The 25,808-nt window shown below is 61.3% G+C and carries 25 protein-coding genes; 11 read left to right on the forward strand and 14 right to left on the reverse strand.

Going from position 1 to position 25,808, the window contains the following annotated elements; genetic code table 11:
• Positions 1-6: 6 nt before the first annotated feature.
• The 9 genes from FVF58_RS41910 to FVF58_RS41950 form a co-directional block, all read right to left on the reverse strand.
• The gene (locus FVF58_RS41910; RefSeq protein WP_149675515.1) at positions 7-786 is read right to left on the reverse strand and encodes a 3-ketoacyl-ACP reductase; all 780 of its coding nucleotides are present in this window, start codon (positions 784-786) and stop codon (positions 7-9) included.
• A gap of 30 nt (positions 787-816) precedes the next feature.
• Entirely contained in the window at positions 817-1,923 is a 1,107-nt protein-coding gene (locus FVF58_RS41915) for an ABC transporter ATP-binding protein (protein ID WP_149675516.1), read from the reverse strand.
• A gap of 3 nt (positions 1,924-1,926) precedes the next feature.
• Positions 1,927-2,790: a carbohydrate ABC transporter permease gene (locus tag FVF58_RS41920; protein WP_188131114.1), complete on the reverse strand. Its 864-nt coding sequence runs from the start codon at positions 2,788-2,790 to the stop codon at positions 1,927-1,929.
• A gap of 58 nt (positions 2,791-2,848) precedes the next feature.
• Positions 2,849-3,823 (reverse strand): carbohydrate ABC transporter permease, encoded by a 975-nt coding sequence (locus FVF58_RS41925; protein ID WP_149675518.1) that lies wholly within the window; start codon positions 3,821-3,823, stop codon positions 2,849-2,851.
• A 78-nt stretch (positions 3,824-3,901) separates the two neighbouring features.
• Complete coding sequence (locus tag FVF58_RS41930) at positions 3,902-5,158, reverse strand: ABC transporter substrate-binding protein (RefSeq protein ID WP_149675519.1); 1,257 nt, start codon at positions 5,156-5,158, stop codon at positions 3,902-3,904.
• Between the two features lie 87 nt (positions 5,159-5,245).
• On the reverse strand, positions 5,246-6,787 hold the full coding sequence (locus FVF58_RS41935; protein ID WP_149675520.1) for an aldehyde dehydrogenase family protein: 1,542 nt from the start codon (positions 6,785-6,787) through the stop codon (positions 5,246-5,248).
• A gap of 1 nt (position 6,788) precedes the next feature.
• On the reverse strand, positions 6,789-7,571 hold the full coding sequence (locus FVF58_RS41940) for an enoyl-CoA hydratase/isomerase family protein (RefSeq protein ID WP_149675521.1): 783 nt from the start codon (positions 7,569-7,571) through the stop codon (positions 6,789-6,791).
• Positions 7,564-9,156: an acyl CoA:acetate/3-ketoacid CoA transferase gene (locus FVF58_RS41945; protein ID WP_149675522.1), complete on the reverse strand. Its 1,593-nt coding sequence runs from the start codon at positions 9,154-9,156 to the stop codon at positions 7,564-7,566. The genes FVF58_RS41940 and FVF58_RS41945 overlap by 8 nt, the downstream gene beginning before the upstream one ends.
• 19 nt (positions 9,157-9,175) lie before the next feature.
• Entirely contained in the window at positions 9,176-10,195 is a 1,020-nt protein-coding gene (locus tag FVF58_RS41950; protein WP_149675523.1) for a Gfo/Idh/MocA family protein, read from the reverse strand.
• 116 nt (positions 10,196-10,311) lie between these two features.
• Here FVF58_RS41950 and FVF58_RS41955 point away from each other — a divergent pair, with 116 nt between their 5' ends.
• Positions 10,312-11,364, forward strand: coding sequence for a LacI family DNA-binding transcriptional regulator (locus tag FVF58_RS41955; protein WP_149675524.1), 1,053 nt, complete (start codon positions 10,312-10,314; stop codon positions 11,362-11,364).
• Between the two features lie 186 nt (positions 11,365-11,550).
• Here FVF58_RS41955 and FVF58_RS41960 read toward each other — a convergent pair whose 3' ends face one another.
• Both FVF58_RS41960 and FVF58_RS41965 read right to left on the reverse strand, forming a co-directional pair.
• Positions 11,551-12,966, reverse strand: coding sequence for a cation:dicarboxylate symporter family transporter (locus tag FVF58_RS41960; RefSeq protein WP_149675525.1), 1,416 nt, complete (start codon positions 12,964-12,966; stop codon positions 11,551-11,553).
• Between the two features lie 34 nt (positions 12,967-13,000).
• Complete coding sequence (locus tag FVF58_RS41965; protein ID WP_149675526.1) at positions 13,001-14,371, reverse strand: class-II fumarase/aspartase family protein; 1,371 nt, start codon at positions 14,369-14,371, stop codon at positions 13,001-13,003.
• Between the two features lie 175 nt (positions 14,372-14,546).
• Between FVF58_RS41965 and FVF58_RS41970 the strand changes: the two genes are divergently transcribed.
• Positions 14,547-15,278 (forward strand): GntR family transcriptional regulator, encoded by a 732-nt coding sequence (locus FVF58_RS41970; protein ID WP_149675527.1) that lies wholly within the window; start codon positions 14,547-14,549, stop codon positions 15,276-15,278.
• A 170-nt stretch (positions 15,279-15,448) separates the two neighbouring features.
• Here the strand turns inward: FVF58_RS41970 and FVF58_RS41975 are convergent, their stop codons facing one another.
• The gene (locus tag FVF58_RS41975; RefSeq protein WP_149675528.1) at positions 15,449-15,715 is read right to left on the reverse strand and encodes a hypothetical protein; all 267 of its coding nucleotides are present in this window, start codon (positions 15,713-15,715) and stop codon (positions 15,449-15,451) included.
• 729 nt (positions 15,716-16,444) lie between these two features.
• On the opposite strand from FVF58_RS41975, the gene FVF58_RS41980 reads away from it, so the two are divergent.
• Entirely contained in the window at positions 16,445-18,142 is a 1,698-nt protein-coding gene (locus FVF58_RS41980; protein WP_188131111.1) for a hybrid sensor histidine kinase/response regulator, read from the forward strand.
• Here the strand turns inward: FVF58_RS41980 and FVF58_RS41985 are convergent.
• Positions 18,084-18,908, reverse strand: coding sequence for a response regulator transcription factor (locus FVF58_RS41985; RefSeq protein ID WP_149675530.1), 825 nt, complete (start codon positions 18,906-18,908; stop codon positions 18,084-18,086). The genes FVF58_RS41980 and FVF58_RS41985 overlap by 59 nt on opposite strands.
• Positions 18,909-19,408: 500 nt before the next feature.
• Between FVF58_RS41985 and FVF58_RS41990 the strand changes: the two genes are divergently transcribed.
• The 6 genes from FVF58_RS41990 to FVF58_RS42015 all read left to right on the forward strand — a co-directional run bounded on the left by FVF58_RS41990 (position 19,409) and on the right by FVF58_RS42015 (position 22,855).
• Positions 19,409-20,260 carry a hypothetical protein gene (locus tag FVF58_RS41990; protein ID WP_149675531.1) on the forward strand — a complete coding sequence of 284 codons (852 nt, stop codon included), beginning with the start codon at positions 19,409-19,411 and terminating at the stop codon, positions 20,258-20,260.
• Positions 20,261-20,270: 10 nt separating this feature from the next.
• Positions 20,271-20,702: a YkgJ family cysteine cluster protein gene (locus tag FVF58_RS41995; RefSeq protein WP_188131113.1), complete on the forward strand. Its 432-nt coding sequence runs from the start codon at positions 20,271-20,273 to the stop codon at positions 20,700-20,702.
• Between the two features lie 9 nt (positions 20,703-20,711).
• Positions 20,712-20,915 (forward strand): hypothetical protein, encoded by a 204-nt coding sequence (locus FVF58_RS42000; RefSeq protein ID WP_149675533.1) that lies wholly within the window; start codon positions 20,712-20,714, stop codon positions 20,913-20,915.
• A gap of 233 nt (positions 20,916-21,148) precedes the next feature.
• Positions 21,149-21,817 (forward strand): nitrile hydratase subunit alpha, encoded by a 669-nt coding sequence (gene nthA / locus FVF58_RS42005; RefSeq protein ID WP_149675534.1) that lies wholly within the window; start codon positions 21,149-21,151, stop codon positions 21,815-21,817.
• Positions 21,814-22,485: a nitrile hydratase subunit beta gene (nthB, locus tag FVF58_RS42010; protein ID WP_149675535.1), complete on the forward strand. Its 672-nt coding sequence runs from the start codon at positions 21,814-21,816 to the stop codon at positions 22,483-22,485. The genes nthA and nthB overlap by 4 nt, the downstream gene beginning before the upstream one ends.
• A 1-nt stretch (position 22,486) precedes the next feature.
• The gene (locus FVF58_RS42015) at positions 22,487-22,855 is read left to right on the forward strand and encodes a nitrile hydratase accessory protein (protein ID WP_149675536.1); all 369 of its coding nucleotides are present in this window, start codon (positions 22,487-22,489) and stop codon (positions 22,853-22,855) included.
• Positions 22,856-23,018: 163 nt separating this feature from the next.
• On the opposite strand, the gene FVF58_RS42020 is transcribed toward FVF58_RS42015, so the two are convergent.
• On the reverse strand, positions 23,019-23,957 hold the full coding sequence (locus tag FVF58_RS42020) for a LysR family transcriptional regulator (RefSeq protein ID WP_149675537.1): 939 nt from the start codon (positions 23,955-23,957) through the stop codon (positions 23,019-23,021).
• A gap of 131 nt (positions 23,958-24,088) precedes the next feature.
• Between FVF58_RS42020 and FVF58_RS42025 the strand changes: the two genes are divergently transcribed.
• Together FVF58_RS42025 and FVF58_RS42030 are read left to right on the forward strand one after the other, a co-directional pair.
• On the forward strand, positions 24,089-24,940 hold the full coding sequence (locus FVF58_RS42025) for a class I SAM-dependent methyltransferase (RefSeq protein ID WP_149675538.1): 852 nt from the start codon (positions 24,089-24,091) through the stop codon (positions 24,938-24,940).
• Positions 24,940-25,770 (forward strand): MFS transporter, encoded by an 831-nt coding sequence (locus FVF58_RS42030; protein ID WP_149675539.1) that lies wholly within the window; start codon positions 24,940-24,942, stop codon positions 25,768-25,770. Before FVF58_RS42025 ends, FVF58_RS42030 begins: the two co-directional genes overlap by 1 nt.
• Positions 25,771-25,808 lie beyond the last annotated feature (38 nt).

The following is a 25,808-nucleotide window of genomic DNA, read 5'->3' on the forward strand; positions in this document are numbered from 1 at the left end:
GTCGGCTCAGAATGCAGGGATGGACAACCCGCCATCCACGTTGATCACGCTGCCTGTCGCGAAGGGCAGCGACCCGTCGGCCAGCGTCGCCACCGCCTGGGCCACCTCGTCGCTCTCGCCCCAGCGACCGGCGGGAACCAGGCCCTCGCGAAAGCGCGCTTCGTATTTCTGCGCGACGCCCGCCGTCATCGGCGTGCGAATGATGCCGGGCCGTACTTCGAACACGCCGACATTCGCGGCTGCGAGGCGAAGTGCAAAGAGCCGCGTCATCATGGGCAGCGCGGACTTGGAGAGGCAGTACTCGGCCCGCTCGGGCGACGCCATCTCCGCTGACACCGACGAAACCGTCACGATCGAACGAGGTGCGTTCGATGCCGTCGAGGCCATGTGGCGCGCGACGGCTTGCGTCATGAAGAACGTGCCGCGCAGATTGACGCCGAGCACGGAGTCGAATGCTTGCGGCGCAACGTCGAGCAGATCGCCGCGGCTCGGCGAGCCGATGCCCGCATTGTTGACGAGGCACTCGATACTTCCGTTCAAGCGCAAGGCTTGTTCGACCACGCTCGCATGCGCAGCCACATCGCCGAGATCGCTCTGAATGAACAGCGCCTGCTGGCCTTCGTCGCGCACCAGCGCGCAGGTCGTGGCGGCGTGCTCGTCGTTCACGACGTCCGTCAGCACGATGTCGAAGCCGCGCCGCGCGAGCGACACGCAGATCGACCGGCCGATGCCGCGCCGCGCGCCGGTCACCAGCGCGGTGGGACACTTTCCGTCTGTCTTGCTCATGGTTGCACCCTCTGTTGTCGCGCTGGGCGCTCAGTGAATCCGGATTTCCGTGTCGGCGTCGAACAGCACGAGCTTCGACAGATCGACGCGCAGTTCGCATCGCTCGCCGGACACGTGCGGCATGTCGGCGCCGAGCCGCGCGGACACTTCCATGCCGCCGAAGTCGAGCACGGCGAGCGTGTCGGGGCCGGTCGGTTCGAGTACGTTGATTGTCACCGGCACCGTGCGCAGTGCCGACGCGGCGCGCTCGTTCTCCACGCCGATCGCCTCGGGGCGCAGACCCGCGATCACCTTCTTGCCGATGTAGCGCTCGACGGCGGCGGACTGCGGCGGCAACGCCAGATCGATGACCTTCTGGCCTTCGCCCACGTGCAGATGCAGCGAGCCGTTTGCGCGCTCGATTCGAGCCGGGATCAGGTTCATCGACGGCGAGCCCATGAAGGTCGCGACGAACGTGTTGGCGGGCGTGTTATAGACCTCGGCGGGCGTGCCGAGCTGCTGCAGCGCGCCGCCCTTCATCACGGCGATGCGGGTCGCGAGGGTCATCGCTTCGATCTGGTCATGCGTGACGTAGACGATGGTCGCGCCCAGGCGCTGATGCAGCTTCTTGATTTCCGTGCGCATGTCCACGCGCAGCTTCGCATCGAGATTCGACAGAGGTTCGTCGAACAGAAAGATCTTCGGATGACGCACCAGCGCGCGGCCCATTGCGACACGCTGACGCTGACCACCCGATAGCTGGCCGGGCCGCCGGTCGAGCAGGTGCTCGATCTGCAGCAGGCGGGCGGCATCCTGCACGGCCTTCTCGCGCTCGGGCTTCGAGACCTTGCGCATCTCCAGCCCGAAGCTGATGTTCTGCGCGACGGACATGTTCGGATACAGCGCGTAGCTCTGGAACACCATTGCGATGTCGCGCTCGCTCGGATGCAGATCGTTGACCTTGTCGTTGCCGATGCGAATCTCGCCGCCCGAGAGCGTGTCGAGTCCGGCGATCAGCGACAGCAGTGTCGATTTTCCGCAGCCCGATGGTCCGACGAGGACGAGAAAGTCGCCGTCCTCGACATCGATGTTGATCTCCTTGAGAATTTCGGTGGAGCCGTAGGCTTTGCGAACGTTGGATACGTGCAGAGAAGACATGATTTACCCCTTGACCGAACCGGCCATCAGACCGCGTACGAAATAGCGACCACCAATCACATAGACGAGCAGTGTCGGCAGCGCCGCGATCATGGCCGTGGCCATGTTGACGTTGTATTCCTTGACGCCGGTCGACGTATTGACGATGTTGTTCAGCGCGACGGTGATCGGCGCGGAACTGCCCGTCGTGAACGAAGCGCCGAACAGGAAGTCGTTCCAGATGTTCGTGAATTGCCAGATCACGGTGACCGTGATGATCGGCACCGAGTTGGGCAGCAGGATGCGAAAGAAGATGCGGAAGAAGCGGGCGCCGTCGATCATCGCCGCTTTGACCAGTTCATCCGGAAACGCGATGTAGTAGTTGCGGAAATAGAGCGTCGTGAAGCATAGGCCGTAGACGACATGCACGAACACGAGGCCGCTGATCGATTGCGCGAGTCCGACCTTGCCGAGAAACGACGCCATCGGAATCAGCACGATCTGGAACGGGATGAAACATCCGAACAGGATCAGGCCGAACAGCAGGTTGTCGCCTTTGAAGCGCCATTTGGTCAGCACGTAGCCGTTCAACGCGCCGAGCAGCGTGGAGATGGCCACGGCCGAAAAGACCATCCGGAAGGAATTCCAGAAGAAGCCTTTCACGCCGGAGCACTCGAGTCCCACGCATGCCGAACCCCACGCCTTTTGCCACGCATCGAGCGTCCACTGGTGCGGAATGGCGAGGATGTTGCCCGAATAGACTTCGGGCAGCGGCTTGAACGACGTCAGCAGCATCACGAGCAGCGGCACGAGATAGACCACCGCCGTGATCGCCAGCAGCGAATAGATGACGATTCGCGAGACGTAGTTGTGTTTGCCCACCACCATCTGTGGCGAGTCCCATGTCCTGGTAGCCATTGTTGTCTCCTAAGGGCTATGTATCGAGTCAATGGCCGCCGCTCTTGCGGCGGGGTCTCATTTCGGAGTAGAGGTAAGGCACCATGATGGCCGCGACGGTGCACAGCATCATGACCGCGCTCGCCGCACCCATGCCGAGTTCGTTGCGGGTAAAGGTGAACGAGTACATGAAGGTCGACGGCAATTCGGTGGAATAGCCGGGACCGGCGCCAGTCAATGCAATGACGAGCTCATAGCTCTTGACCGCGAGGTGCACGAGAATCACGAACGCGGACACGAAGACCGGGCGCAGCTGCGGAATGATGACGCGGCGATAGATGGCCGGCATGCGTGCGCCGTCGATCGACGCGGCCTTGACCTGTTCCTGGTCGATGCCGCGCAGGCCGGCGAGGAACATCGCCATCACGAAGCCGGACGCCTGCCATACAGCGGCGATGACGACGGTATAGATCGCCATGTCGTCGTCGATGATCCAGTCGAACCGGAAGCTCGTCCAGCCCCAGTCATGGAACAGTTTGGTGAGGCCCAAACCCGGATTGAGAATCCATTTCCACGCGGTACCCGTGACGATGAACGACAGCGCCATTGGATAGAGAAAGAGCGCGCGCAGACCGCCTTCGGCGCGAATCCGCTGGTCGAGCAGGATCGCCAGACCAAGGCCGATCGCCATGCAAAGCACGACGTAGAGGGTGGCATAGATTCCGAGGTTGCCGATCGCCACGTGCCAGCGCGGGTGTTCCCAGACTCGGCCGTATTGAAGCAGGCCTGCCCAGTGAAAGTTCGCAAAGGCGCGCGACCGTGTGAACGACAGCACCGTTGTCCAGATGATGAAGCCGTACACGAAGATCAGTGTGATGATCAACGTCGGACTCAGCACCAGCTTGGGCAAAACGGCCTCGAAGCGGTTGCGCAAACTCGAGCGTTTGCGCGTGGGACTATGGCCCGAACCGTTGTTCAGGTCTTCAAGAGGAGGCGCCGCGTGGGCGCGATTGTGCAATAGCATGGCAACACCTTCCGTCCGGGATGACGGGACTTGCGCAAAGCGGTGGTTCAGACCGCCATCGCGCAAGGACCGGTTGGCTTACTGCGCGTTCTTCACCGCCGCCACGAGCGCCTTGACGGCGTCCGCGGATGACTGGTTCGAATTGAAGAAGTGCGTGACCACGTCGTAGACCGCGTTCTTCGGGCCATCGGGCATCGCGTGTCCGTGCGCGAAGCTGCCGACCATCGAGTCGGTCTTGAGCGCGGCGCGCATGTCGTTCATCGACTTCTTGCCGCACTCGTCGAAGCCATCCTGCGGCACATCGAGCCGCGCAGGTATCGAGCCTTTGATCTGGTTGAATTTCGCCTGCACGCCCTTGTCCATGATGGTCGACGCGAATGCGTATTCCCCTGGAAGACTCGCGTCGCCCTTCTTGAAGCCCGCGAACTGGTCGGTGTTGAAGATGAACGCGCCGTCCGTGCCGGGATAGTTGAAGCAGAGATAGTCGACGTTCGCCTGTTTGCCTGCCGACGCGAACTCGCCCTTGGCCCAGTCGCCCATGATCTGCATCGCGGCCTTGCCGTTGATCACCATCGACGTTGCGAGATTCCAGTCACGGCCGGGGAAGTTCGGATCGACCATGCCGCGCAGCGCGCGCATCTGGTCGAAGGCTTTCTCCATCGTTTTGGAGCCGAGCGCGCCGGGGTCCAGCTTGACGAGCGCCTGCTGATAGAACTTTGCGCCGCCCGCGGACATCACGGCGCTGTCGAAGATGGTCGCTTCCTGCCAGGCCTGGCCGCCGTGCGCGAGCGGCGTATAGCCCGCCTTGCGGATCTTGTCGGCATCGGCGACGAGTTCGTCGAAGGTTTTCGGCGGCGTGAGTTTGAGCTGGTCGAAAATCTTCTTGTTCGCCCAGATCCAGTTCGTGCGGTGCACGTCGACAGGGGCCGCGACCCAATGTCCATCGACCTTGGAAAATTTCTGGATCGGCGCGGGCACGAGCTTGTCCCAGCCTTCTTTCGATGCGACTGCATCGAGGTTCTGCAGATAGTCCTCCTGCGCGTATTCGGGGATCGTGAAGCCGAGCATCTGGATTGCATCGGGTGGATTGCCCGACGCGACCCGCGCCTTCAGGACCGTGCGCGCGGCTTCGCCGCCGCCGCCCGCGATCGGGCTGTCCTTCCATGTATAGCCTCGGGTTTTCAGCCCGTCTTTCAGAACGGTGAGTGCCTTGGCTTCGCCACCGGAAGTCCACCAGTGCATGACTTCCACCTGTTTGCCATCGGCTGCGAGCGCGGATAGCGCGTGGCAGGCAACGAGTCCGGCTGCAATTGCAGCAATACGCTTGTTGAACATCTTCGTCTCCATGATGAAGCTCTCTTGGTGGGCTTTCTTGTGGACGCCACAGCGGGCATGCCGTGGCGGGTTATCGGTCGGTTTGGGTCAGGACGCCTTGCGCGGCAACCACCAGTTCTTGCGCTCTCCGATATGCAGCTGGATCGTCTTCGTCTCGGTGTAGTCCTCGACTGCCTGCTTGCCGAGTTCGCGGCCGACGCCGCTTGCTTTGAAGCCGCCGAACGGCAACTCCGGATAACCGTCGAGGAAGGTGTTGACCCAGACCGTGCCTGCATCGACGCCGCGCGCGACGCTTAGACACGTGTTGATGTCGTTGCTCCAGACGGCCGCGGAGAGACCGTAAGCGGTCGCGTTGGCGATTTCGACCGCATGCTGCGCGTCGGTGAACGGGATGATGGCGAGGACGGGGCCGAAGATTTCTTCGCGCGCAATGCCCATGTCGGGCGTGACATCGCTGATGACGGTCGGCTCCAGATACAGTCCGTTCGCGTGATAGCGTTTGCCGCCCAGACGCAGACGCGCGCCGGCCGCGATGCCTTTATCGATGTTGCCGAGAATCTCGCTCAACTGGTTCTCGCTGACGATCGCGCCGATCTTGCACTCGGGGTGCAGCGGATCGCCGACGGGCACTTGTCGCGCGCGCTCGATCACGGCCTCGGCGAAACGCGCGGCAATCGATTCGTGCGCGAGCACGCGGCTGCCGCTGTTGCAGCACTCGCCCGCGTTGAAGTACACGCCGAAGACGACGGCATCGACCATCGCGTCCCAGTCGCAGTCCGGAAACACGATCTGCGGATTCTTGCCGCCCAGTTCGAGCGCGACCTTCTTGAGCTTCTTCGAAGCGAGTCCGCCGAGCAGGCTGCCCACGCGCGTCGAGCCGGTGAAGGACAGCATGTCGATCGCGTCGTGCTCCGCGAGCGGCTGACCGACGGACGGTCCCTTGCCCGTCACCACGTTGACGACACCGGCGGGCACACCGGCCTCTTCGAGAATCTCCATCAACATGACGGTCGTGCTTGATGTCAGCTCGCTCGGCTTGACGACACACGTGCAGCCTGCCGCGAGTGCAAACGGCAGCTTCTGCGACAGAATCCATAACGGGAAATTCCACGGCGTGATCAGGCCCACCACGCCGATCGGCTGACGCAACACGATGCCGAGCATGTCATCGCCGAGCGTGTCGTAGGCGTCGCCGCTCGTCGTGCGCGCGAGGCTCGCCGCGTATTGCCACAGATCGACGCAACCCGACACTTCGCCGCGCGCCTGCGTGAGCGGCTTGCCCGTTTCCAGCGATTCGAGCAGCGACATCGGGTCGACGCGAGCTTTGATGCCGTCGGCGACCGCGAGAAGAATCCGCGCACGTTCGGCGCCCTTGAGCTTCGGCCATTGACCGTGACGGAACGCGGAATCGGCCGCCTGGATTGCCTGTTCGACGTCGGCGGGCGTCGCTTCCGGGAACGTGCTGACGATGTGTCCATGCGCCGGGCTGCGGCGCTCGAAGCGCTGCCCATCCGCGGCCTCGACCCACGTGCCGTCGATGTACATGCGGCCGTTGAAGGCTTCGGGGCTGGGCGTTTTGTCGCTGGTGAGAAGCGCGCTTGCAGCGGGAATTGCGGTGTCGTGCGTCATGTCATTGACCCTCGTATTGCGCTGGGCGCCGGTCGCGGAAACTGGCCATGCCTTCGCGCGCGTCGCGCGTCGTCGCGGACAGCGCGCCCGCCATGGCTTCCAGGGTTGCACCAGCCCCGAACCCCGAGGCGGCGTTGATCAGTTGCTTCGTGAGTTGCACGGAGACGGGTGCGAGCGTCGCGATCTTTTCTGCAATGGCGATGGCGGCCGCGAGCGAATCCTTGGGCGCGGAGATTTCATCGATCAGACCGATGCTGTACGCGCGTTGGGCATCGATTCGTCTTGCGGTGAGTGCAAGCGACTTCACGTGGCTCGGACCGATCAGCGAGACCAGCCGTTGCGTGCCCGACCAGCCTGGGCAGGTTGCGATGCCGGCTTCGGGCAACGCGAAGGTGGCGGCGGGGTCCGCCACGCGCACGTCGGCCACCGCGGCCAGTTCGAGGCCGCCGCCGAGGGCCGGCCCGTTGATCGCAGCGATCACGGGCAGGCGCAGTGCCGCCCAGCGGTCGAAGATGCGGTGGCCGCGCGTCACCCATACCCGCCACATGTCGAGCGGCGCGAGGGCCGACCACTGGTTGATGTCGGCGCCCACGCAGAACGCGCGCTCGCCGGCGCCCGTCAGCACGACGGCGCGCACGTCTGCATCCGCTTCGAGATGCGCGGCGGCGGCTTCGAGTTGATCGAGCATGTCAGGCGTCAGCGCATTCAGCTTGTCGGGGCGATTGAGCGTGACGACGGCTATCGCGTGCTGTTTCTCGATCTGGATCAGTTGCGGGTCAGCCATGACGCGCCTCCTTCAATTCGAGGCCGAACGGCGCGTCGGTGAAGATCGACGCATCCATGGTCTTCAACGAGGGCGATACCGCCAGTTCGATATCCGACTGATCGAGCACGTCCCTTTGCAGATCGATGCCCGGTGCGATTTCAATGACTTCGAGGCCGTTATCGCCGAGTTTGATTACGCAGCGCTCCGTTACGTACAGCGCTTCCTGTTTGCGCTGTCGTCCCATGCGGCCGCTGAAGGTGACGTGATCCACGTCGGCGATGAATTTCTTTTTGCCTTCCTTGACGATCCTGATGCGCCCATCGCCGACTTCGAGCTTCGCGCCCGCCGTGAAATAGCCGCTGAACACCACACGCTTCGCATGGGTCGTGATGTCGATGAAGCCGCCGCATCCGGCCGTCAGATAAGGCTTGCTCGGCAGCTTCGACACGTTCACATTGCCGTAGCGGTCGACTTGCAGGAACGACAGCAGCGACACGTCGAAGCCGCCGCCCTGGAAGTACACGAACTGCGACGGCGAGGGCATGATCGCGTCGGCATTGCCCGAGCATCCGAACGCAAAACCGAGCAACGGCACGCCGCCGACCGCGCCTTGTTCGATCACCCACGTCACATCGTCCCGATAGCCCTCTTCGAGCAGAATGCGCGGGACATTCGCGGAGATGCCGAAGCCGAGATTCACCGCATCGTTTTGCGCCAGTTCCATCGCGGCACGGCGCGCAATGACCTTGTCCGCGTTCCAGTCGGTAAACGCGAAGGCGCTGTCGGGCAGCTTCACTTCACCGCTGATTTCCGGGTCGTATTCGATCTGCGTCGTCTGCTTCTGCTCGGGATCGACGACCACGTAGTCCACCAGGTTGCAGGGAATGTGCACCTGCTGCGTATGCAGCGAACCCGCCTTCACCACGCGCTTCACCTGCGCGATGACGATGCCGCCGTTGTTGCGCACGGCGAGCGCCTGATCGCGTCCGCCGAGCAGCGCGCCTTCGTGCTCGAAGGACAGGTTGCCGCGTTCGTCGGCTGTCGTTGCCCGCACGATTGCGACACGGGGTACGAAGTTCTTGTAGAACAGCCATTCATCGCCGGCGAACGTGACTTTTTCGACGATCGGATGTTCGGCCGCCTGCGCGTTCATCGCGCCGCCCTGGCGATCGGGATCGACGTAGGTGTCGAGCCCCACCTTCGTCAGAACGCCAGGACGTTTCGCCGCGACCTCGCGATGCATGTCGAAGAGCACGCCGCTCGGCAGGTTGTATGCGCGGATTTCGTTGTCGGCGACGAGCCGCCAGATGTCGGGCATCGGCAGACTGGATGGGCCGCTCGGGAACGAGCCCGCGATCACCGTCTGTACCAGGCCCTGCTTCGCGATGTGGTCGATGCCCTTGATGCCGTACATGTCGCCTGCGGCAATCGGATGCAGCATCGTCAGATTTCGCGGATGGCCTTCGGCTTCGAAACGCGCACCGATCGCCGCGAGCATCGCATCGGGGCAACCGAGGCCGCTCGACGAGCTCACGGTGACGATATCGCCGTCGCCGATCAGGCTCGCGGCCTGGGCGAGTGAAACAAGCTTGCTAGAACGCACAGTGAATCTCCTCGAACTTTTATTCAGCGAACCGGGACGGCACCGTCACGTGCCCGCCCGCTTCGGCGGACTTCGCGAGCGACAGCGCGGCGACGAGTGAGCGATAACCGTCGATGCCCGTCGCGGCGGGATCTTGTCCTTCGGAAATGGCGCGATGGAATTGCGCGACGGCGATGCGGTACAGGTCGTGATGTTCGACTTCGATCTCTTGCGCGCCGTCGGCCGTGCGCAGAACGATTTCGCCGATGGGGCGCTGGGTCATCACGTCCTTCGCGAACAGTGACCCCGCGGTGCCGTGAATTTCGAGCCCCGTCGGCGCGAAGGGCACCGTGAACGCATCGTGGAGCTGCGCGAGCACACCGCCCTTGAAACGGACGATAGCCATCACGCCATCGGCAAGACCTGCCGACGACATCGTTCCCGACGAGGTCATCGCGCTGACTTCGACGGGTTCGTCGTCGAGCAGGAAACGCAACGTATCGATGTCGTGGACCGAGATATCGAGGATCACGCCGCCGCCCGCGGCCGGGCGTTCGATGCGCCAGCCGCGCAGATGCGGCGGCAGCGACACCGCATGAAAAACGCGCGCGAAAAGGGGAGTGCCTACGGCCCCGGCGCGGATGAGATCGCGCATCTTCCGGTGCGTCGCGGCACAGCGCAGGTGATGGTTGGTGCCGAGCTTCACGCCGTGTGCCGCGCACGCTTCGATCATCTGCGCGGCCTCGTCTTCCGTCAGCGCGAGGGGTTTTTCGCACAGCACGTGCTTGCCGGCTTGCGCGGCGGCCACTGCTTGCGGCAGATGTTTGTCGTTGGTGCTGCTGATATAGACCGCCGTAATCGACGAATCGCGGAGCACTGCGTCGAAGTCCGTCGAGTGCACCGCGATGCCGTGCTTCTGCGCGAATTCGCTCGCACGGTCCGCGCTGTCGCTCACGACCACGGCGATCTCGCCGTCGAGCTGCGCGCGGATGGCGTCGGCCATCCATTCGTCGGCGATGGTGCTGGCGCCGATCAGCGCCCAGCGGATAGTTGCCGTCATGTCTCTCTCCATTGGAACGTTCCAACTTGCGTTCGTTGGATCGTTCCAACAAACTGTAGTAGACTCATTTCACGCTGTCAAACACTTTTTGGAACGTTCCAATTGTGCAAAGCAATATGAAATCCGGTCCGACCATCCAGGACATTGCCGCCGCGGCGGGCGTATCGAAGTCGACGGTGTCGCTGGTTTTGCAGGAAAGCCCGCGCATCAAGGCGGAAACCGCCGAGAAGGTGCGCGAGGCGGCCCGCGCGCTGGGCTATGTGTACAACCGTGGCGCCGCGAATCTGCGCGGGCGGCGCAGCACGACCATCGGGATGGTGATCAACGATCTGACGAATCCGTTCTTCGTCGAACTGCTGGTCGCGATCGAACGCGTGTTGGCGCAATCGGGCTACACCACGCTGATGGCGCACACGGCGGAAGACGTCGAGACGCAGACGAGGGTGCTGCGCTCGATGCGCGAACAGAATGTTGCCGGACTGATCATGTCGCCCGCGCTGGGTACGCCGGACGCATTGGCTGACGAAATCCGCTCGTGGGGTATTCCGCTCGTGCTCGTTATGCGTCCGATGGGCGTCGATGTCGATACGGTCGGTGTGGACAACACGTACGGCTTCGAGCTCGCCACGCAGCATCTCATTGAACAGGGGCATACGCGAATCGCGTTTGCCGGCAACAGGAAAGGCTATACGGTCGCCAATCAGCGCCGACAGGGCTATCTGTCCGCGATGGCCGAGCATGGGCTGGCCGTCGACGACGAATGGATCGTCGATGTCGAGTTGACGCCAAAGGGCGGACGCGATGCCGTGCGTGCGATCTTCGACATGAAGCCTCGACCAACGGCCGTGCTTTGTTATAACGATCAGGTTGCCGTCGGCGTGCTGCACGAACTGGACAGGATGGGCAAACGTGCGGGCAAGGCATTGGCCGTTGTGGGTTGCGACAATGTCATCGCTGCCGAACATACGAATCCGCCCTTGACTACGTTGTCGGCTGGTGCCGACAGGCTGGGGGTGATGGCCAGCCGGACGTTGCTGGCAAGGCTCGAGGCGACGGAAGAACAGCAAGCACCCGTGGTGCAGTATTTCGCGGTGCCGGAATTGGTTGTCAGAGAGTCGAGCGTCGGCGCTGGGTCTCGTAGCAGGAGTGGAAGTGAAGCGGCTTTGTGAAGGTGTCTTTTACGCTTGAATGAAGCAAGCGGTCGACGAAGCGATGAGGCGACTGTCGTCGTCAACCGGAAGCGGCAATTGAGTGGCGTTCGCTCATGGACGCTCACGGTTATTGGAAAAATCGTGAGCGTCCATCTGCAATGGGCGCTTCGGGCGACAGTCATTGAGCCCTTGTCCCAATCCCTCTCACTGCGATCCGGGTACGCCCCTCGCCGCTATCCTACCGGGATGCGGATTGACATCGCTGACATCCTCCGGCAGCAGATTGCCATCCCCCAGACTGGCGTCGGCCCGCGCGGTGGCCGGATACCGCTCGGGATACAGATGCCGCTCGGCCACGCTCGCATCGAACGTCCGCGACCATCTGGCGATCACCACCGTGGCGAGGCTGTTGCCGATCGTATTGCACGTTGCAATGGCCATCGACATGAACCGGTAAACACCGAAGATGATCGCAATCCCTTCCACCGGCAGAATGCCCGTCGAGGTCACGGTCGCCGCAAACACCACGAACGAGCCGCCCGACACCGTTGCCGCGCCTTTGGACGTCAACAGCATCAGCAACAGCAAACCGATCTGATGCTCGAGCGTGATCGGCACGTTGTACGCGTGCGCGATGAACATCACACCCATCGACATGAAGAGCGACGTGCCATCGAGGTTGAACGCGTAGCCGGTCGGCAACACGAGCCCGACGGTCTGTTTGGCGCAGCCGAGTCTTTCGAGCTTGATCAGCAGACGCGGCAGCGCGCTTTCCGACGACGCCGTGCCGAGCACGATGATGATTTCGTCCTTGATGTAGCGCAGAAAGCGCCACAAGCTGAAGCCGGCCAGCTTCGCGATGATGCCCATCACCACGACGATGAACAGCACCACCACCGCGTAGAAGCTGAAGACCAGCTGCGCGAGTGCGATCAGCACGGCGGTGCCGTTACTGCCCACCGAGTAGGCGACCGCGCCGAGCGTGCCGAGCGGGGCAAGCTTCATCACGAGATTGATGAACGAGAACAGCACCTCGGAGACGAGATCGAGCCCTTCGGTGATTCGCACGCGCCGTCCCTCCGGAATCGCGAGAATGCCGATGCCGACCATCACCGCGAGCACCACGACCTGCAGCAGTTCACCCTTGACGAAAGCACCGATGAAGTTATCCGGCACGAGATGCATGACGAACTCGCTGAAACCTTGGGGCGCGGCTTTGGCCGCCGTCGCCGGCAGCGCGGCGACGCTGACGGATGTCATGCCCTTGCCGGTTTGCAGCAGGTTGCCGGCCAGCAGGCCGACCATCAGTGCGATCGTCGAGACGACCTCGAAGTAGACGATCGCCCGCCAGCCGACCCGGCCTGCGCTTTTCACGTCGCCGGCCGACGCGATGCCGTGCACGATCGTGAGGAACACCAGCGGCGCGACGCCTGCCTTGATCAGCGCGAGAAAGATATCGCCGAGTACCTTGAGCTGCGAGCCGAACTTCGGAAACAGCAGCCCGAGTGCGATACCCAGCACCAGCGCGAGCAGGACCTGCATGCCCAGCTTGCGATACCAGGGCAGTTTCTTCGGCGGGGCGACGATCGATTCGTCGCGTGATGCGTTTGCGTGATTCATCGTGTGCTCCTCCACGTCCTTTGAACGGACGGGTTTAGATATCGCTCGACAGTGCCACTGCGCGATCCACCATGCGGGGCGCGAGACCCAGGTAGTTGGCGGGGTCGGTCATGCGGTCGATCGCCGCGCGGTCGAAATGCGCTGTCACGGCGGGCAACGCGGCGAGCGCTTCGGCGAGCGTGCCGCCTTGCTCGTTCACCGTGCGGCAGGCGTCGTAGACGATGTCGTGAGCCTGCTGGCGGCCGGTGAAAGGCGCCATCGCCATCATCACCGCCTCCGCGACGATCAGCCCCTTGCTGATGCCGAGGTTGTGCTTCATGCGCTCCGTGTCGACGATCAGGCCGCCGAGCGCGAACTTCGCCTGGTGCAGCGCGCCGGCCGACAGAATGAAGCTCTCGGGAATCGCAATCCATTCGGCGTGCCACGGCCCGGTCGCGCGCTCGAAATCCTGGATCATCGCGTCGACCATCAGCCCCGCGTGTTGACGCACTGCTTTGGCCGCGGCCAGCATCAGCTCGCTGGAAATCGGATTGCGCTTTTGCGGCATCGTGCTGCTCGCTCCGCGCCCTTTGACGAAGGGTTCGTAGACTTCGGCGAATTCGGTCGAGGCCATGATCATGATGTCGAGCGCGATCTTGCCGAGCGAACCGGTCACGAGCGCGAGCAGGTTGACCGCTTCCGCGAAACCGTCGCGCGCCACGTGCCATGTCGTGGCCGGCACGCCGAGCTTCAGTTCTTCGGCCAGCGCTTTCTGCACCTCGAAGCCTTGGTCGCCGAGCGACGCCAGCGTGCCCGCGGCGCCGGCGAACTCGACCACGGCCACGCGCGGGCGAAGTTGCGCGAGGCGTTCCTGATGCCGGTCGAACATGGCGAGCCAGATCGCGACCTTGTAGCCGAAGGTGACGGGCAGCGCCTGCTGCAAGTGCGTGCGGCCGGCCATCGGCGTATCGCGGTGCCGTTTCGCCAGATCCACGAGGATCGCGCGCAACTCGCGGATGTCGCCATCGATCACGTCGAGCGCGTCGCGTACCTGAAGCGACACGGCGGTATCCATGATGTCCTGCGTCGTCGCGCCCCAATGCACGTAACGGCCCGCTTCGCCGCACATCTCGACGAGCTGGTGCACGAGCGGGAGGATCGGATAGCCGACGATGTCGGTCTCCTCGCGCATATGGTCGAAATCGATCCGCTCGATGCTGGATTCGCGCGCGATCACCTCGGCGGCTTCAGCGGGAATCACGCCGACGCGCGCCTCGGCTTTCGCCAGCGCCACTTCGACGTCGATATAGCGCTGCACCAGCGCGTAATCCGAAAACAGCGCCCGCATTCCGGCGGTGCCGAAGGCATCGCGAAACAGGATGGAGTCGACCACGGTGCTGGCCATCGGAATAGTGCGGTTCGTCATTGCGACCTCTCGGAAGTGCTGAAAAAGGGGACGGGATGAGCGGCATCTGGATCTGACGCTTTTCAATATGTCCGGACATATGTAAACTTAATATGTTCGAACATATGGAACAAGCTATGATTTACCCTGGCGTCCCAAAAAACCGCAAAAAACCGATCTCAAACCCGCACAACCGATGAACAGACCGCACTTCGCCGATATCGCGCGCGACCTGACCCAAGGCATTGCATCCGGCCGCTATCCGGTCGGCTCGATCCTGCCGACCGAGCTGGAATTGCGCGATCAGTACCAGACGAGCCGCCACACGGTGCGCGCGGCGTTGCATGAATTGCAGCAGTTGGGGCTGGTGTCGCGCCGCAAGAACGCGGGTACGCGTGTCGAGTCCGCGCAGCCGAGAAACGACTTCAGACCGTCGCTCGCGTCGGTGGACGACGTCGTGCAGTTCGGCTCCGAGCACTTGCGCCTGGTGCAGTCGACGGAGGAAATCGTCGCGACCGGCAAGCTTGCGAAGACGCTCAAGTGCGCGAACGGTTCGAAATGGCTGCGCGTTTCGAGCCTGCGCATCGACGGCGACCGTGAAAGCCCGCCGGTCGGCTGGACGGATGTGTATATCGACCCGGCCTACACGGAAGTCGCCGAGGCCGCGCGAGCTCGACCGGATACGCTGATCAGCGCATTGATCGAAGCGCGCTATGGCCGCTGCATCGCGGAGATCCAGCAGGACGTGCGCGGCGCGCTGATTTCAAAGGAGATGGCGCAAAGGCTGCGGGCCGAGGAGGGCACTGCGGCGCTCGAGATCGTGCGGCGTTATCTCGACTCCGCGGGCGAGACGTTCGAGGTGTCGATCAGCGTTCATCCCGCAGAACGGTTTTCGGTTTCGATGCGCTTGAAGCGGTCGGACGCGTAGGGCGGGGGGAGCTTTTGATGTGTGTCGACGTTTTCTTGTGAGAATGTCGAATGGTCAAGGCCGAGCCACGGCGGAAGGCGGCTGGCGATTCGTAGCCTGTAATATCGGCCGAGTCGAACACGCTGACGACGGTTCGATGGTCAAACGTCCTTCCAACCCGCGACGCCTCATTAGGAGCCTTGGTAAATATCACGCATCTTCGCTGCCTCGCCACTGTTCTGAAAATCCTCCAGCTCGCGGATCACTTGCGCGCGAGTTTTTCCAACGGAAACAGCCGGTGCCGGTGTGATAGAGGGAACTGCAATCGTAGGAGTTTGCGGGGTGCTGCCAGCCGCCACGGACTCCTGAGGATTGGTCGCTGTCTGGGCGAAGCATCCGTCCACCGTGCCCCCGGCCATCAGGGCAAGACAGACCGTGATCGATTGATAAAGCTTCATGAGAGTTCTCCTTCGGAGCTTGAGAGATCGGCCTGTGCATCTTTCGCCGACCGACAGCAGTCATCGCAGGAGCCAAAGCAGGTTCGACGCGCCGCGACGATCAGCCGATCCGGATGCACTCGACGAATGCCCTTTCAGCGTTGCTGTCATACTCATTCTTGGTCAGTCGAAATGCCGTCACAACGCACATGCGTAGGCGATGGACCCGCAACGCCTGCGAAAGATGTATGCACGCCCGTTGTCCGATCCGGGCGACGTGTCAGGTAGCCGCCTTCGATAACGAAGCGCCTTCCTGAACCGTCGAGGTGCGGCGAGGGCAGATCATGTCGTTGATACATTTGTGGGTGATGGTGCAGATGGCGACCTGTTATTCTGTTTTTGTCGTCCGGTGGCTGCGCACGAAGGTGCGGTGCACCTATGACCACCGTCACCGCTTTTGCTGGAATTTGCCGTCTTACTCCGTTAGCCACGTTCGCTGGGAACCTGTCTTAACCCGTGGCGTGCCGATACAGACTCTCGACCTCGCGCTCTATCCGCCCACGACGGTTTTCCTGATCAAGCAGCCTTATGAGATTGTCAGGCTTCGTAGTACGCAAGTTCAGATCGGCGGCGCTGGAGCACGCGTTCCGTATGGACTATGCACGTCGCTACGCGGGCCAACGCAGGCTGGCTAGCACCCTCTTCACACTGACATGGATAGGGTTTTCCATCCGTGACTATTGGTGGAGGATGGACATCCTTGATCCGAGCCACATCCATCACATTGGCTACGTGCGACTCGCAGCGGCCGTGGGTATGACCGCGGCGGTATGGTTGATGTGGGGAGCGCGTGCCTTTGACGAACGCTGGGCCGTCGGATTACATTGTGTATGGACGCTGAGCTGTTGGTTCGCCCTACTGAGGATGTTGGTCATTTACCCAAGGGCCTTGGCCGTCCCGGAAATCTTCCCCGTCCTGTATCTCACCGTTTTCATGATATTCACGGCGTTCCGGCTTCGCGCAATCACGGCGGCGTGGTTAGTCGGAATATGCTTTGTTACGTTCCACCTGACGCTTTACCTCTGGCCACTGGATAATGCCGAACCGGAGTGGATTTTCTGGATTACGCGCGGGTCGATCGTGCTCATGATGTGTATCGTTGGCGTCATTGTCAGCATTCAAATTGAACGCTCGGCCCGGCGCGAGTTCGTATTCCGGCGCACGTTGCGTGCAGCCCAGGCACGCGTTGAAGCGGCGTCCCGCGTAGTCAAGCAACAAAATGAACGTATGAAAGAACTCATCAAAGAGAAGGAGCGGTTCTTTTCGTCTGCCTATCATGACATTCAGCAGCCTCTCGCTGCGATCAACCTCTTTATCCGTAGCGCGCGGATCAAACTCGACGATAAGCACGCCGCAACGCATGATCTCGACGTCATCGAGGAAACGGCACGCGACATTCTCGACATGTTCAAGGATATTCAGGACTATAGCGAACTAGGCTCTTACATCCCGCACATGGCGCCAGTCGATACCCAGGCCGTGCTGACGGAAGTCTTCGAGCAATATCGTGAGCCGGCAAGGTCGCACGGCATCGAATTCAGAATCAGCCTGCGTGGGCGCCGCTCGCCGTCGATTGAAAGTGACCGTTCACTGTTCAAGCGGGCATTGTCCAATCTAGTATCGAATGCAATCAAGAATACCTTGGCAGGGGGCGTCGTCGTCGGTTGGGTAGAGATCGGGGAAAAGCTTCGGATCGACGTATGGGATACGGGCGTGGGTATCGCGGCCGTGCATCGGGATGCGATATTCGCCGAGTACTATCAGATCAACAACCCTGGTCGCGATCGGTCGAAAGGACTGGGACTTGGACTGTCTATCGTCCATCGGGTTGTCGACGTTCTTCCTGGGCACAGCATGTGTTTCTGGTCGGTCGAAGGGCGCGGGTCGCGCTTTTCCCTGTACGCGCCGATATCGAATATGAAGCCTGTCGTCGAGACCGACGATCGAAAGGACAACGTGTGCACGTCGATCCTCAAGGACAAGTACATCCTGCTTTGCGACGACGAACCGACCGTGCTCGAGGGCCTGCGGCGGTTGTTCCGCAGTGCTGGCGCACTGGTGGACACCGCCGAGTCGATGTCGGGATTCGAAGCGATTCTGACCGATGACGGCCGCGCACCCGACCTCATCGTCACCGACATCAGGCTGCGCGACGGACCGACCGGCATCGAGGTTGCCGACCGGATCAGGCAGCATTTCGCCTGGGCGGGCGTGCTTCCCGTCGCCTTCATCACAGGTGAACTGGTCTCTCCGCACGCACTTCGCAATTTCACCGAGCCGTTCGTCTTGTTGCGGAAGTCTTCCGCGCCGGAAACCACGCTTGTTGAAGTCAGTCGGTTCGTTGCCGCCCTGCAGCCAGCAAGCTTCGGTCATGTGCAGGATCCGTGACCGGCGGGACGCCGAGTTTGATCCCTCTATCCGCCAGCATGACGATGAGTTCAGCGCGGCGCCGCAGATTGAAATGCGCGAGCAGATGGCTGACGTATTTTCGTACCGTAATGTCCTCAAGCCCCATTCTCACAGCAATGGCCTTGGACGGAAGTCCGCGCACCAGCCACGCCAACGTTTCGAACTCTCGTGGAGTGAGTCCCAGGTCGGATGCGTTGCTCAATTCTGAATTACCGCTTGACTGCGGTTGCCCTGGTCTATTTGCCGGAGCCTCGTCCGTGCCCATGTCGCGCCTGAGCCTCGCGATGCTGGACGCGGGCAGGAACACGCCCCCAGCAAGCACCGCGCTGATCGCTGCGTGAAGCGCTTCAGGCGGCGACGATTTGAGCACGTACCCCATCGCGCGAAGTTCGATGCATCGACCGACGGTTTCGACGCGCTCGTCGGCCGATATCACAATCACGGGTAACGACGGTCGCAACTCCTTCAATTCGACAAGCGCGTCGCAACCGTGACCATCGGGAAGGTCGAGATCGAGAAAAACAATGTTCAGTAACTCGCCGCGCGCATGATTCATGCCTTGCGACAAGGTACTCGCATGCAGCAACTCGATGCCTGGAAAGAACTCTCTCAGTAGAAGCGCCAATCCGGCTCTGAACAGTTCGTGATCGTCGACGATCAGTACGCGCATTTCATCGTCTCCCAGAACCGCGTTCGAGGCGAGCTGCAACGACACAGCGGGTGATGCTACATCCGTAGCAATCATCTGCTTTGGTCAAATCGAATAGTACACGCACCTATGCCACGGGCCGTGGCGGGTGACCCATATGACGCTGACCATGGCAACTTTGTCAGACGAATAGATCATGCCGGGTACTGTTGTCGTCACCGGCAATGGTCCGCGACTTCTGGCGGCCGGTTGACAGCTCTGTCGGACAAGCGGTTGCGGCGCCAAGGGCGGGCCGCCCGCGATCGGGGTAACGCAAAAACGGCGCTCGGATCTCGCCGAACGCCGTCAATCTGCTCGGCGCGACTAGCCATGTCGCAACAGGTCCGCTCAACGCGCTGCGCCTCATTCCGTAAGACGATTGGAATTTCTTCAGAAGGCCGATGAAGACCGATGAAGGCAGCGCTTGTTGAATCGCGCAGGTATTCCGACTACTATTGGTTTCGCTTCCTGGGCCAGCCACCTTATCGAAATCAGCACGCTGGCCGAAGAGTTCTATAGGAATACGCCGTGCGCTGGACGTGACGGGAGCGTAGACGATGCTACAAAAATTAAAGGCCGTCGTCACTTCGAACGTCACCGCCCTCCTGTTCGCTTCTGCGACCGCCATTACGGCAACGACGGGATGGTTAGGCGAACTTCGCACCGCCTCGATCTACGCGGTTTGCGGACTCATTTCGCTCTACGCGCTTACCTGGTTGTTCTTTCTAACGAGGGATATGTTAATGGTTCGCACAATGGCAGGGGGGAACTTGAAATATCCGGTTTGCTACAGGAAAGTTGACCATGACTGGCGCATTAGCGAGGCAGGGGACTTCTATGGGAAGTATTCATTTGAATGCCAAAATGTAAGCGCGTCGGATCTGTCTGTTATACCTTTCGACGAAATCTGGATTAACGCTTACGACAAGGTGGACATCACTACGCGCGTTTCAGCGGACGAGAAGAAATTCTCGATCCGGGAAAGCCGCCAAAGTTTATACGGATTCGCGTTAAAGATGTTGTCTCGAGCCCTTGATGTTCGAGCGATATCCTGGTCACAAGTAGTCGATCCACCGATACCCCCTAGAGACTCCATAAAATACGAAGTCACTATCAGCACGCCACGCACGGAGAAAGATGCTTTCTCTACAGAAGGTGCACTAGCGGGCATTCCCACCAATATTCCGACCCAGGAAGCCAAACTGAGCCTTTCAGCTCCGCCGGGATTCGCGTTTACATTTTTGGATCCGATTATCGTTGTGGATGGAAGCGGACAACGGGATGTGCAGGCGGAACAACAGACCAAAGGACCCGGACTAAACCCGCAGCGAACGTTAGTGAGCTGGGAGCTCCACTCGCCAAAAACGGGAAAGCGGTATTTATTCCGCTATCGCCTGGAACGCATTTAAGGAAGCTAACGTGAATCCTCCGGAATTCGTTTGCAACGGCTGTGGGAAATGTTGCACAGGAGGCACCGACGATCTTGGCGTTCTTCTGCTGCCCGACGATATTAGTCGAATTGCTGATTATCTGAATTTGAATCCCGATGAATTCGTCGAAAAGTGCTGCGATAGTCGACCCCTTCCCGTATCGTCAAAGCTGGAGATGCGGAAACTGCGCATGGAAGGCGGGCGCTGCATCTTTCTGCGAACAGATAACCTTTGTGCAATACATGACGTAAAGCCGCTTCAGTGTGAAACCGGACCCTTTGGCATGTTCTGGGACGGTGAGCTTCGATACGAATGCATGCGCCAGATTTCAAAAGAATCTATTCAGCGAGCAAAGGCAGAAACAGTCCGAGAGTTTTCTATTCACTTCTCCCGATTTCGGGCCAATCAAAAGCCATTCTAGGAGAGCGCCATGTCCTATAACTCCATCAGTGCGACGCTGCGCAAGGTGAACGAGTTGATCGAAAATAACCACGAGGCTAGCCGGAATGAGGCCAATCGGCGCAAAGGTGAAGAGGCCATCGACGTCAGGACAGCACAAGGCGCGGCAGAACTGCCACGCGCCGATACTGCCCGCCGCAACCGCGGTCCTGGGGATAATCAATCGACGAAGTGACAACCTCAAGAGCGGGCCGCATAACGTCAGGCTTCCGGTCGCGTGAGACGGAATAGTCAGTGCATCGCGTTGAAGGGATGCAAAGTTAGCCGGTCCGGTCCAAACGTCGAAGGAGCGAATCGCAGAGTCGAATTGAGCCATTCATCGCCTCGCCTGCGGCTTGCAAGTCCAAATTGCATTTGGACGTTGCGCCGACCATACTCATCAAGTCGGGCACTTCCGGGCGAACTTCCATGAATGGCAACGATTCCCATGGCCACGAGTCGCAGCATCCGCATGCTGACGATCACGATCACGCGGGCAGTGCGCTGCCGGAGATGGACTTGCGCGTCCGTGCGCTGGAATCCCTGCTGGTCGAGAAGGGATACGTCGATCCCGAGGCGCTGGACGTACTGATCGAAACCTACGAGCACAAGGTCGGGCCGCGCAACGGTGCCCGCGTGATCGCGAAAGCGTGGCGCGACTCCACTTACAAGCGATGGTTGCTCGACGACGCGACCGCAGCGATCGCCTCGCTCGGCTATCAAGGCAGGCAGGGCGAGCACATGGTCGTGTTGGAGAACACGCCCACCGTGCACAACATGGTGGTCTGCACATTGTGTTCATGCTACCCGTGGCCGGTCCTTGGGCTTCCGCCGGTCTGGTACAAGTCGGCGCCATACCGGTCCCGTGCGATTATCGATCCGAGAGGTGTACTGAAGGAATTCGGCTTTGAATTGGGCGCCGAAGTCGAGTTTCGCGTGTGGGACTCCACCTCGGAGGTCCGTTATCTGGTGTTGCCTATGCAGCCTCCCGGAACCGCTGGTTTCTCCGAGGAAGCATTGGTTGAAATGGTGACCCGTGACTCGATGATCGGCACAGGTCTGCCGAAGGCACCGAACGCCGCCCGGGAGTCCACATGAACGGCGCACAAGATCTCGGCGGTATGCAGTCGTTCGGACCGATACGGCCGGAAGCCGACGCACTGATTTTTCACGCGGACTGGGAGCGTCACGCGCTGGCGATTACGTTGGCGATGGGCGCGGTCGGCAAGTGGAACATCGACATGTCTCGTGCCGCGCGAGAGAGCTTGCCGCCTGCGCAATATCTCGCCAGCAGCTACTTCGAGATCTGGTTCGAAGGTTTGAAAAAGCTGCTGCTGGACAAGTGGTTGGCGACGGCCGAGGAGATCGCTAGCGGCGTGTCGAGCAGTCCTGGGATGCCGGTGCCTCGCGTATTGATGGCTAGCGAAGTGCCTGCGGCGTTACGCCGAGGCAGCCCTGTCGATCGTCCTGCGGTCACTGAAGCACGCTTCAAGCTGGGCGACGAGGTTCTGACCCGTCAGTTCAACCCCTCTACGCATACGCGGTTGCCACGCTATTGCCGAGGCAGACGAGGTCGAATCATCGCTGTGCACGCTCCGCACGTTTTTCCCGACACCAACGCAATCGGGCTGGGCGAACAGCCGCAATGGCTGTATACCGTTCGCTTCGATGCGTCGGAGCTCTGGGGGAAAGATACGACTGCGGCATCCGTTTGCGTCGATTGCTGGGAACCCTATCTGGACTATCCGGATGTCACGTTGGCCTGATATGACGCATACCCGGCCGAATCTTCCCGAACTGCGCGCTGCGCTGCCGGCATTGCCTTGTGACGACGCAGGGCCCGTTTTCAGTGCGCCATGGGAAGCCCGGGCGTTTGCCATGACGTTGAGTTTGCATGAGCATGGTCTGTTCACGTGGGCCGAATGGGCGGAATGGCTGAATCAGGCAATCCGCGATGCGCAGGACGCCGGCGACCCAGACCATGGCGACACTTACTACAGCCACTGGTTGACAGCATTGGAGCTAATTAGCGCGCGCAAGGGATTGCTGACCATCCGCATCCTCGAGCAACGCCGGAACGAATGGGACATCGCTGCACGACATACGCCCCATGGGCAGCCGATTGAGCTGAAGTGACAGTGCGTGCTTTGTGCACGCGTCTAAGGGGCCTATGTCCGGGGCTTACACGCTACACGCATTCATCCAATGAAGATTTTTCCCGGACAGAAGGGACCTTCACCGGCATAACGTCCATAAAGGAAAACATTGGCTTCTATTGAGCAAACCAGCACGCCAATAGTCATCTTGTTCCCTTAACATTGCCTTGGTCTGCCGGTCGGCTCTTCACATGATCGATGAAGGCGCGCAGCTTCGGCATGATCTGCCGGCGGCTCGGATAGTAGAGAAACACGCCCGGTATCACCGGCGCGAACGGCTCCAGCACGTGCACCAGTTTTCCCGCTCTCAGCCCTTCAGCGACCATCGGCTCAGGTAGCTGGGCAAGGCCTATACCTTCGACTGCCGCACCCAGCATGGTGGGAAAATCATGGGCGATGAAAGGGCCGGTTACGGCGATCTCGATCGCGTTGCCGTCGTCGTTGAACGACCATAGCGCGAGCGCGCCGCCGGATCGGCGCCATCGCAAGCACGCGTGTTGGCGCAGATCGTCCGTGTGCTCGGGCCGGCTGTGTCCTGCGAAATAGGCCGGGCTGCCGACCACGACGAGACGAAACGGAGGCGTCAACGGTACCGCGACCATGTCGGCGGCGACGAACTGGCCCAGCCGGATACCGGCGTCGAACCCTTCCGCTGCAAGATCGATCAGCTCCTTGCTTGTGGCGATCTCCACTTCGACCTCGGGATAAGCCTTGCAGAAGGATGCAATCAGCGGTTCCAGCAGGATTGGCACCACCGCGCGCGGCACGGAAAGACGCAACAATCCGGCGGGCCGCTGGCCAAGTCCGCGCGCCACCTCACCAGCGGCGACAAGCTCCTCGAAGGCAGGCTTCGCGCGCGAAAGAAACCGTTCGCCGGCTTCGGTCAGGCCGACACTACGCGTGGTGCGTATGAAGAGCGCTGCGCCGATGCGCTCTTCGAGTACACGCACCGCCTGGCTCACGGCCGACGGCGTCACCCCGAGTTCGGCGGCTGCCCGGCGAAAACTGTGATGCTGGGCAACGCTCAGGAACACCTCTACACCGTCGAGCGCGCCCTGCCTGACTGTGAAGTTCTGCTTCATAGCCCGTCAACATTGTGATGAATAGTCGCTCGCGAGAGGCCATGGTACACCTACGCCTGCAGATGAAGGGTCGCGCCGAGCTTGACTCGCAAGCCCTGATCAATCCGCTAAGACCGTGGAGGAACCTTGCAATGACTGATGCACTTGATGGCGTGCGGGATCACTATCGCGCGACCGGCCTGACCGAGCGGCTGAAGATCGCGCTCACGGTCCTTGGGCCGGAGGATCAACGTCTTACGCCGCAGCAACTGGGCGCCCTCGACCAGTTTCACACCCGTGGGCTTGCTGCCACCGCCGAGCTTGCCAAACTGGCCGGGATCACCGCCGACATGTCGGTGCTGGATGTCGGTTCGGGCGTTGGCGGCCCGGCCCGTTTTCTGGCTGCAAGCTATGGCTGCCGGGTGACGGGTATCGACCTCAGCGAACCGTTCGTCGATGCCGCACGCTACCTCACAGAACGCACGGGGCAGAGCAAACAGGTGTCGTTTCATACCGCTAGCGCGCTGGCACTTCCCTTCGACCAAAGCTGTTTTGACGTCGTATTGCTGCAGCATGTGGCGATGAACATCGCCGATCGCGCACGACTTTACGGAGAGATCCGACGCGTGCTGAAGCCAGGCGGCAAGTTTGCGACGTTCGACGTCGTCGCAAACGGCAGTGAACCGCACTACCCCGTTCCCTGGGCGAGAACACTGGCCACGAGCTTTCTGCTGACGGCCGACGCTACCCACGCGGCAATCGAAAAGGCAGGTTTCCGGACGCTGACATGGCAAGACGGCACCGAGGCCGCAAAGGCATGGATCAACCAACTGCGTACGTCGGGGCCGCCGTCCTCGCTAAATCTAGGCGTGGTGATGGGCCCGGACTTCGCACAGCTTTCGACCAACCTGGGGCGAAATCTCCTGGAAGGCCGCCTCGGCATTCTCGCCGCGGTGTTCGAGACCGCGCCCGCGAAGAACGGGAATCACATGGAGGACCGCTGATGACCGCCGCCTCTATTCCCGCCGGTATCGTCGCGCCGCGTCCCGCCTGGCGCAGCCTGCTTTGGCTCATCCCGTTGGCAGCGCTGTGGATCGTGTTGATCTACTGGAAGCCGGTTATCCCGACCAGCGGCGTTCCTACCACAGCTCATCAGTTGATGGCCCATGGGCTTATCGCGGTCGGATTGTGGCTCGGCCTCGACAACACGGACCTGACGCCGAGCCAACGCCGCACGACCTGGCTGGCGGTCGTGATTCCACACACGCTCTGGTTTGCTGTTGCCTGGAGCGCAGCGATCAACGGCGTCTTCCGCACGGGCGCCTCACCCTTGCCGTTGTTGCCGTTGGCGATCTTCCTGCCGGTGATGATCGGCACGCCGTTGTTGCTGTTGTCCAAACGGGTGGGGCAGGTGCTCGATGCGATGCCGGCGACCTGGCTTGTCGCTCTTCAGCTTTACCGGGTCTTCGGCAACTGGGCTCTCGTCGCGTGGCTGCATGGGGGGCTGTCAGGCGTGTTCGCGTTGCCGGCGGGCACTGGCGATGTATTGACCGGCCTGCTGGCCGTGCCGACGGCAATCGCCGTGGCGAGCGGTACGGCTCAAGGGCGGAAGGCGGCGATCGCCTGGAACATCTTCGGCCTCGCCGACTTCGCCGTCGCGATTACCTTGGGGATGATCACGTCGCCCGGCCCGTTCCAGTTGATCGCGCCGAGCGTGCCGAGCATCGGCGCCGGCGCATATCCGGATGTGCTGACGCCTGCTTTCGTGGTGCCAGGCTCGATCCTGCTGCACGCGCTGTCGCTGCGCCAGCTGATCCGACGACGCGTCGGCTGATCTCCTTCCTATCCTTCGATGCGTTAGACAACACCTTA

The organism is Paraburkholderia panacisoli (assembly GCF_008369935.1).
Lineage (GTDB): Bacteria > Pseudomonadota > Gammaproteobacteria > Burkholderiales > Burkholderiaceae > Paraburkholderia > Paraburkholderia panacisoli.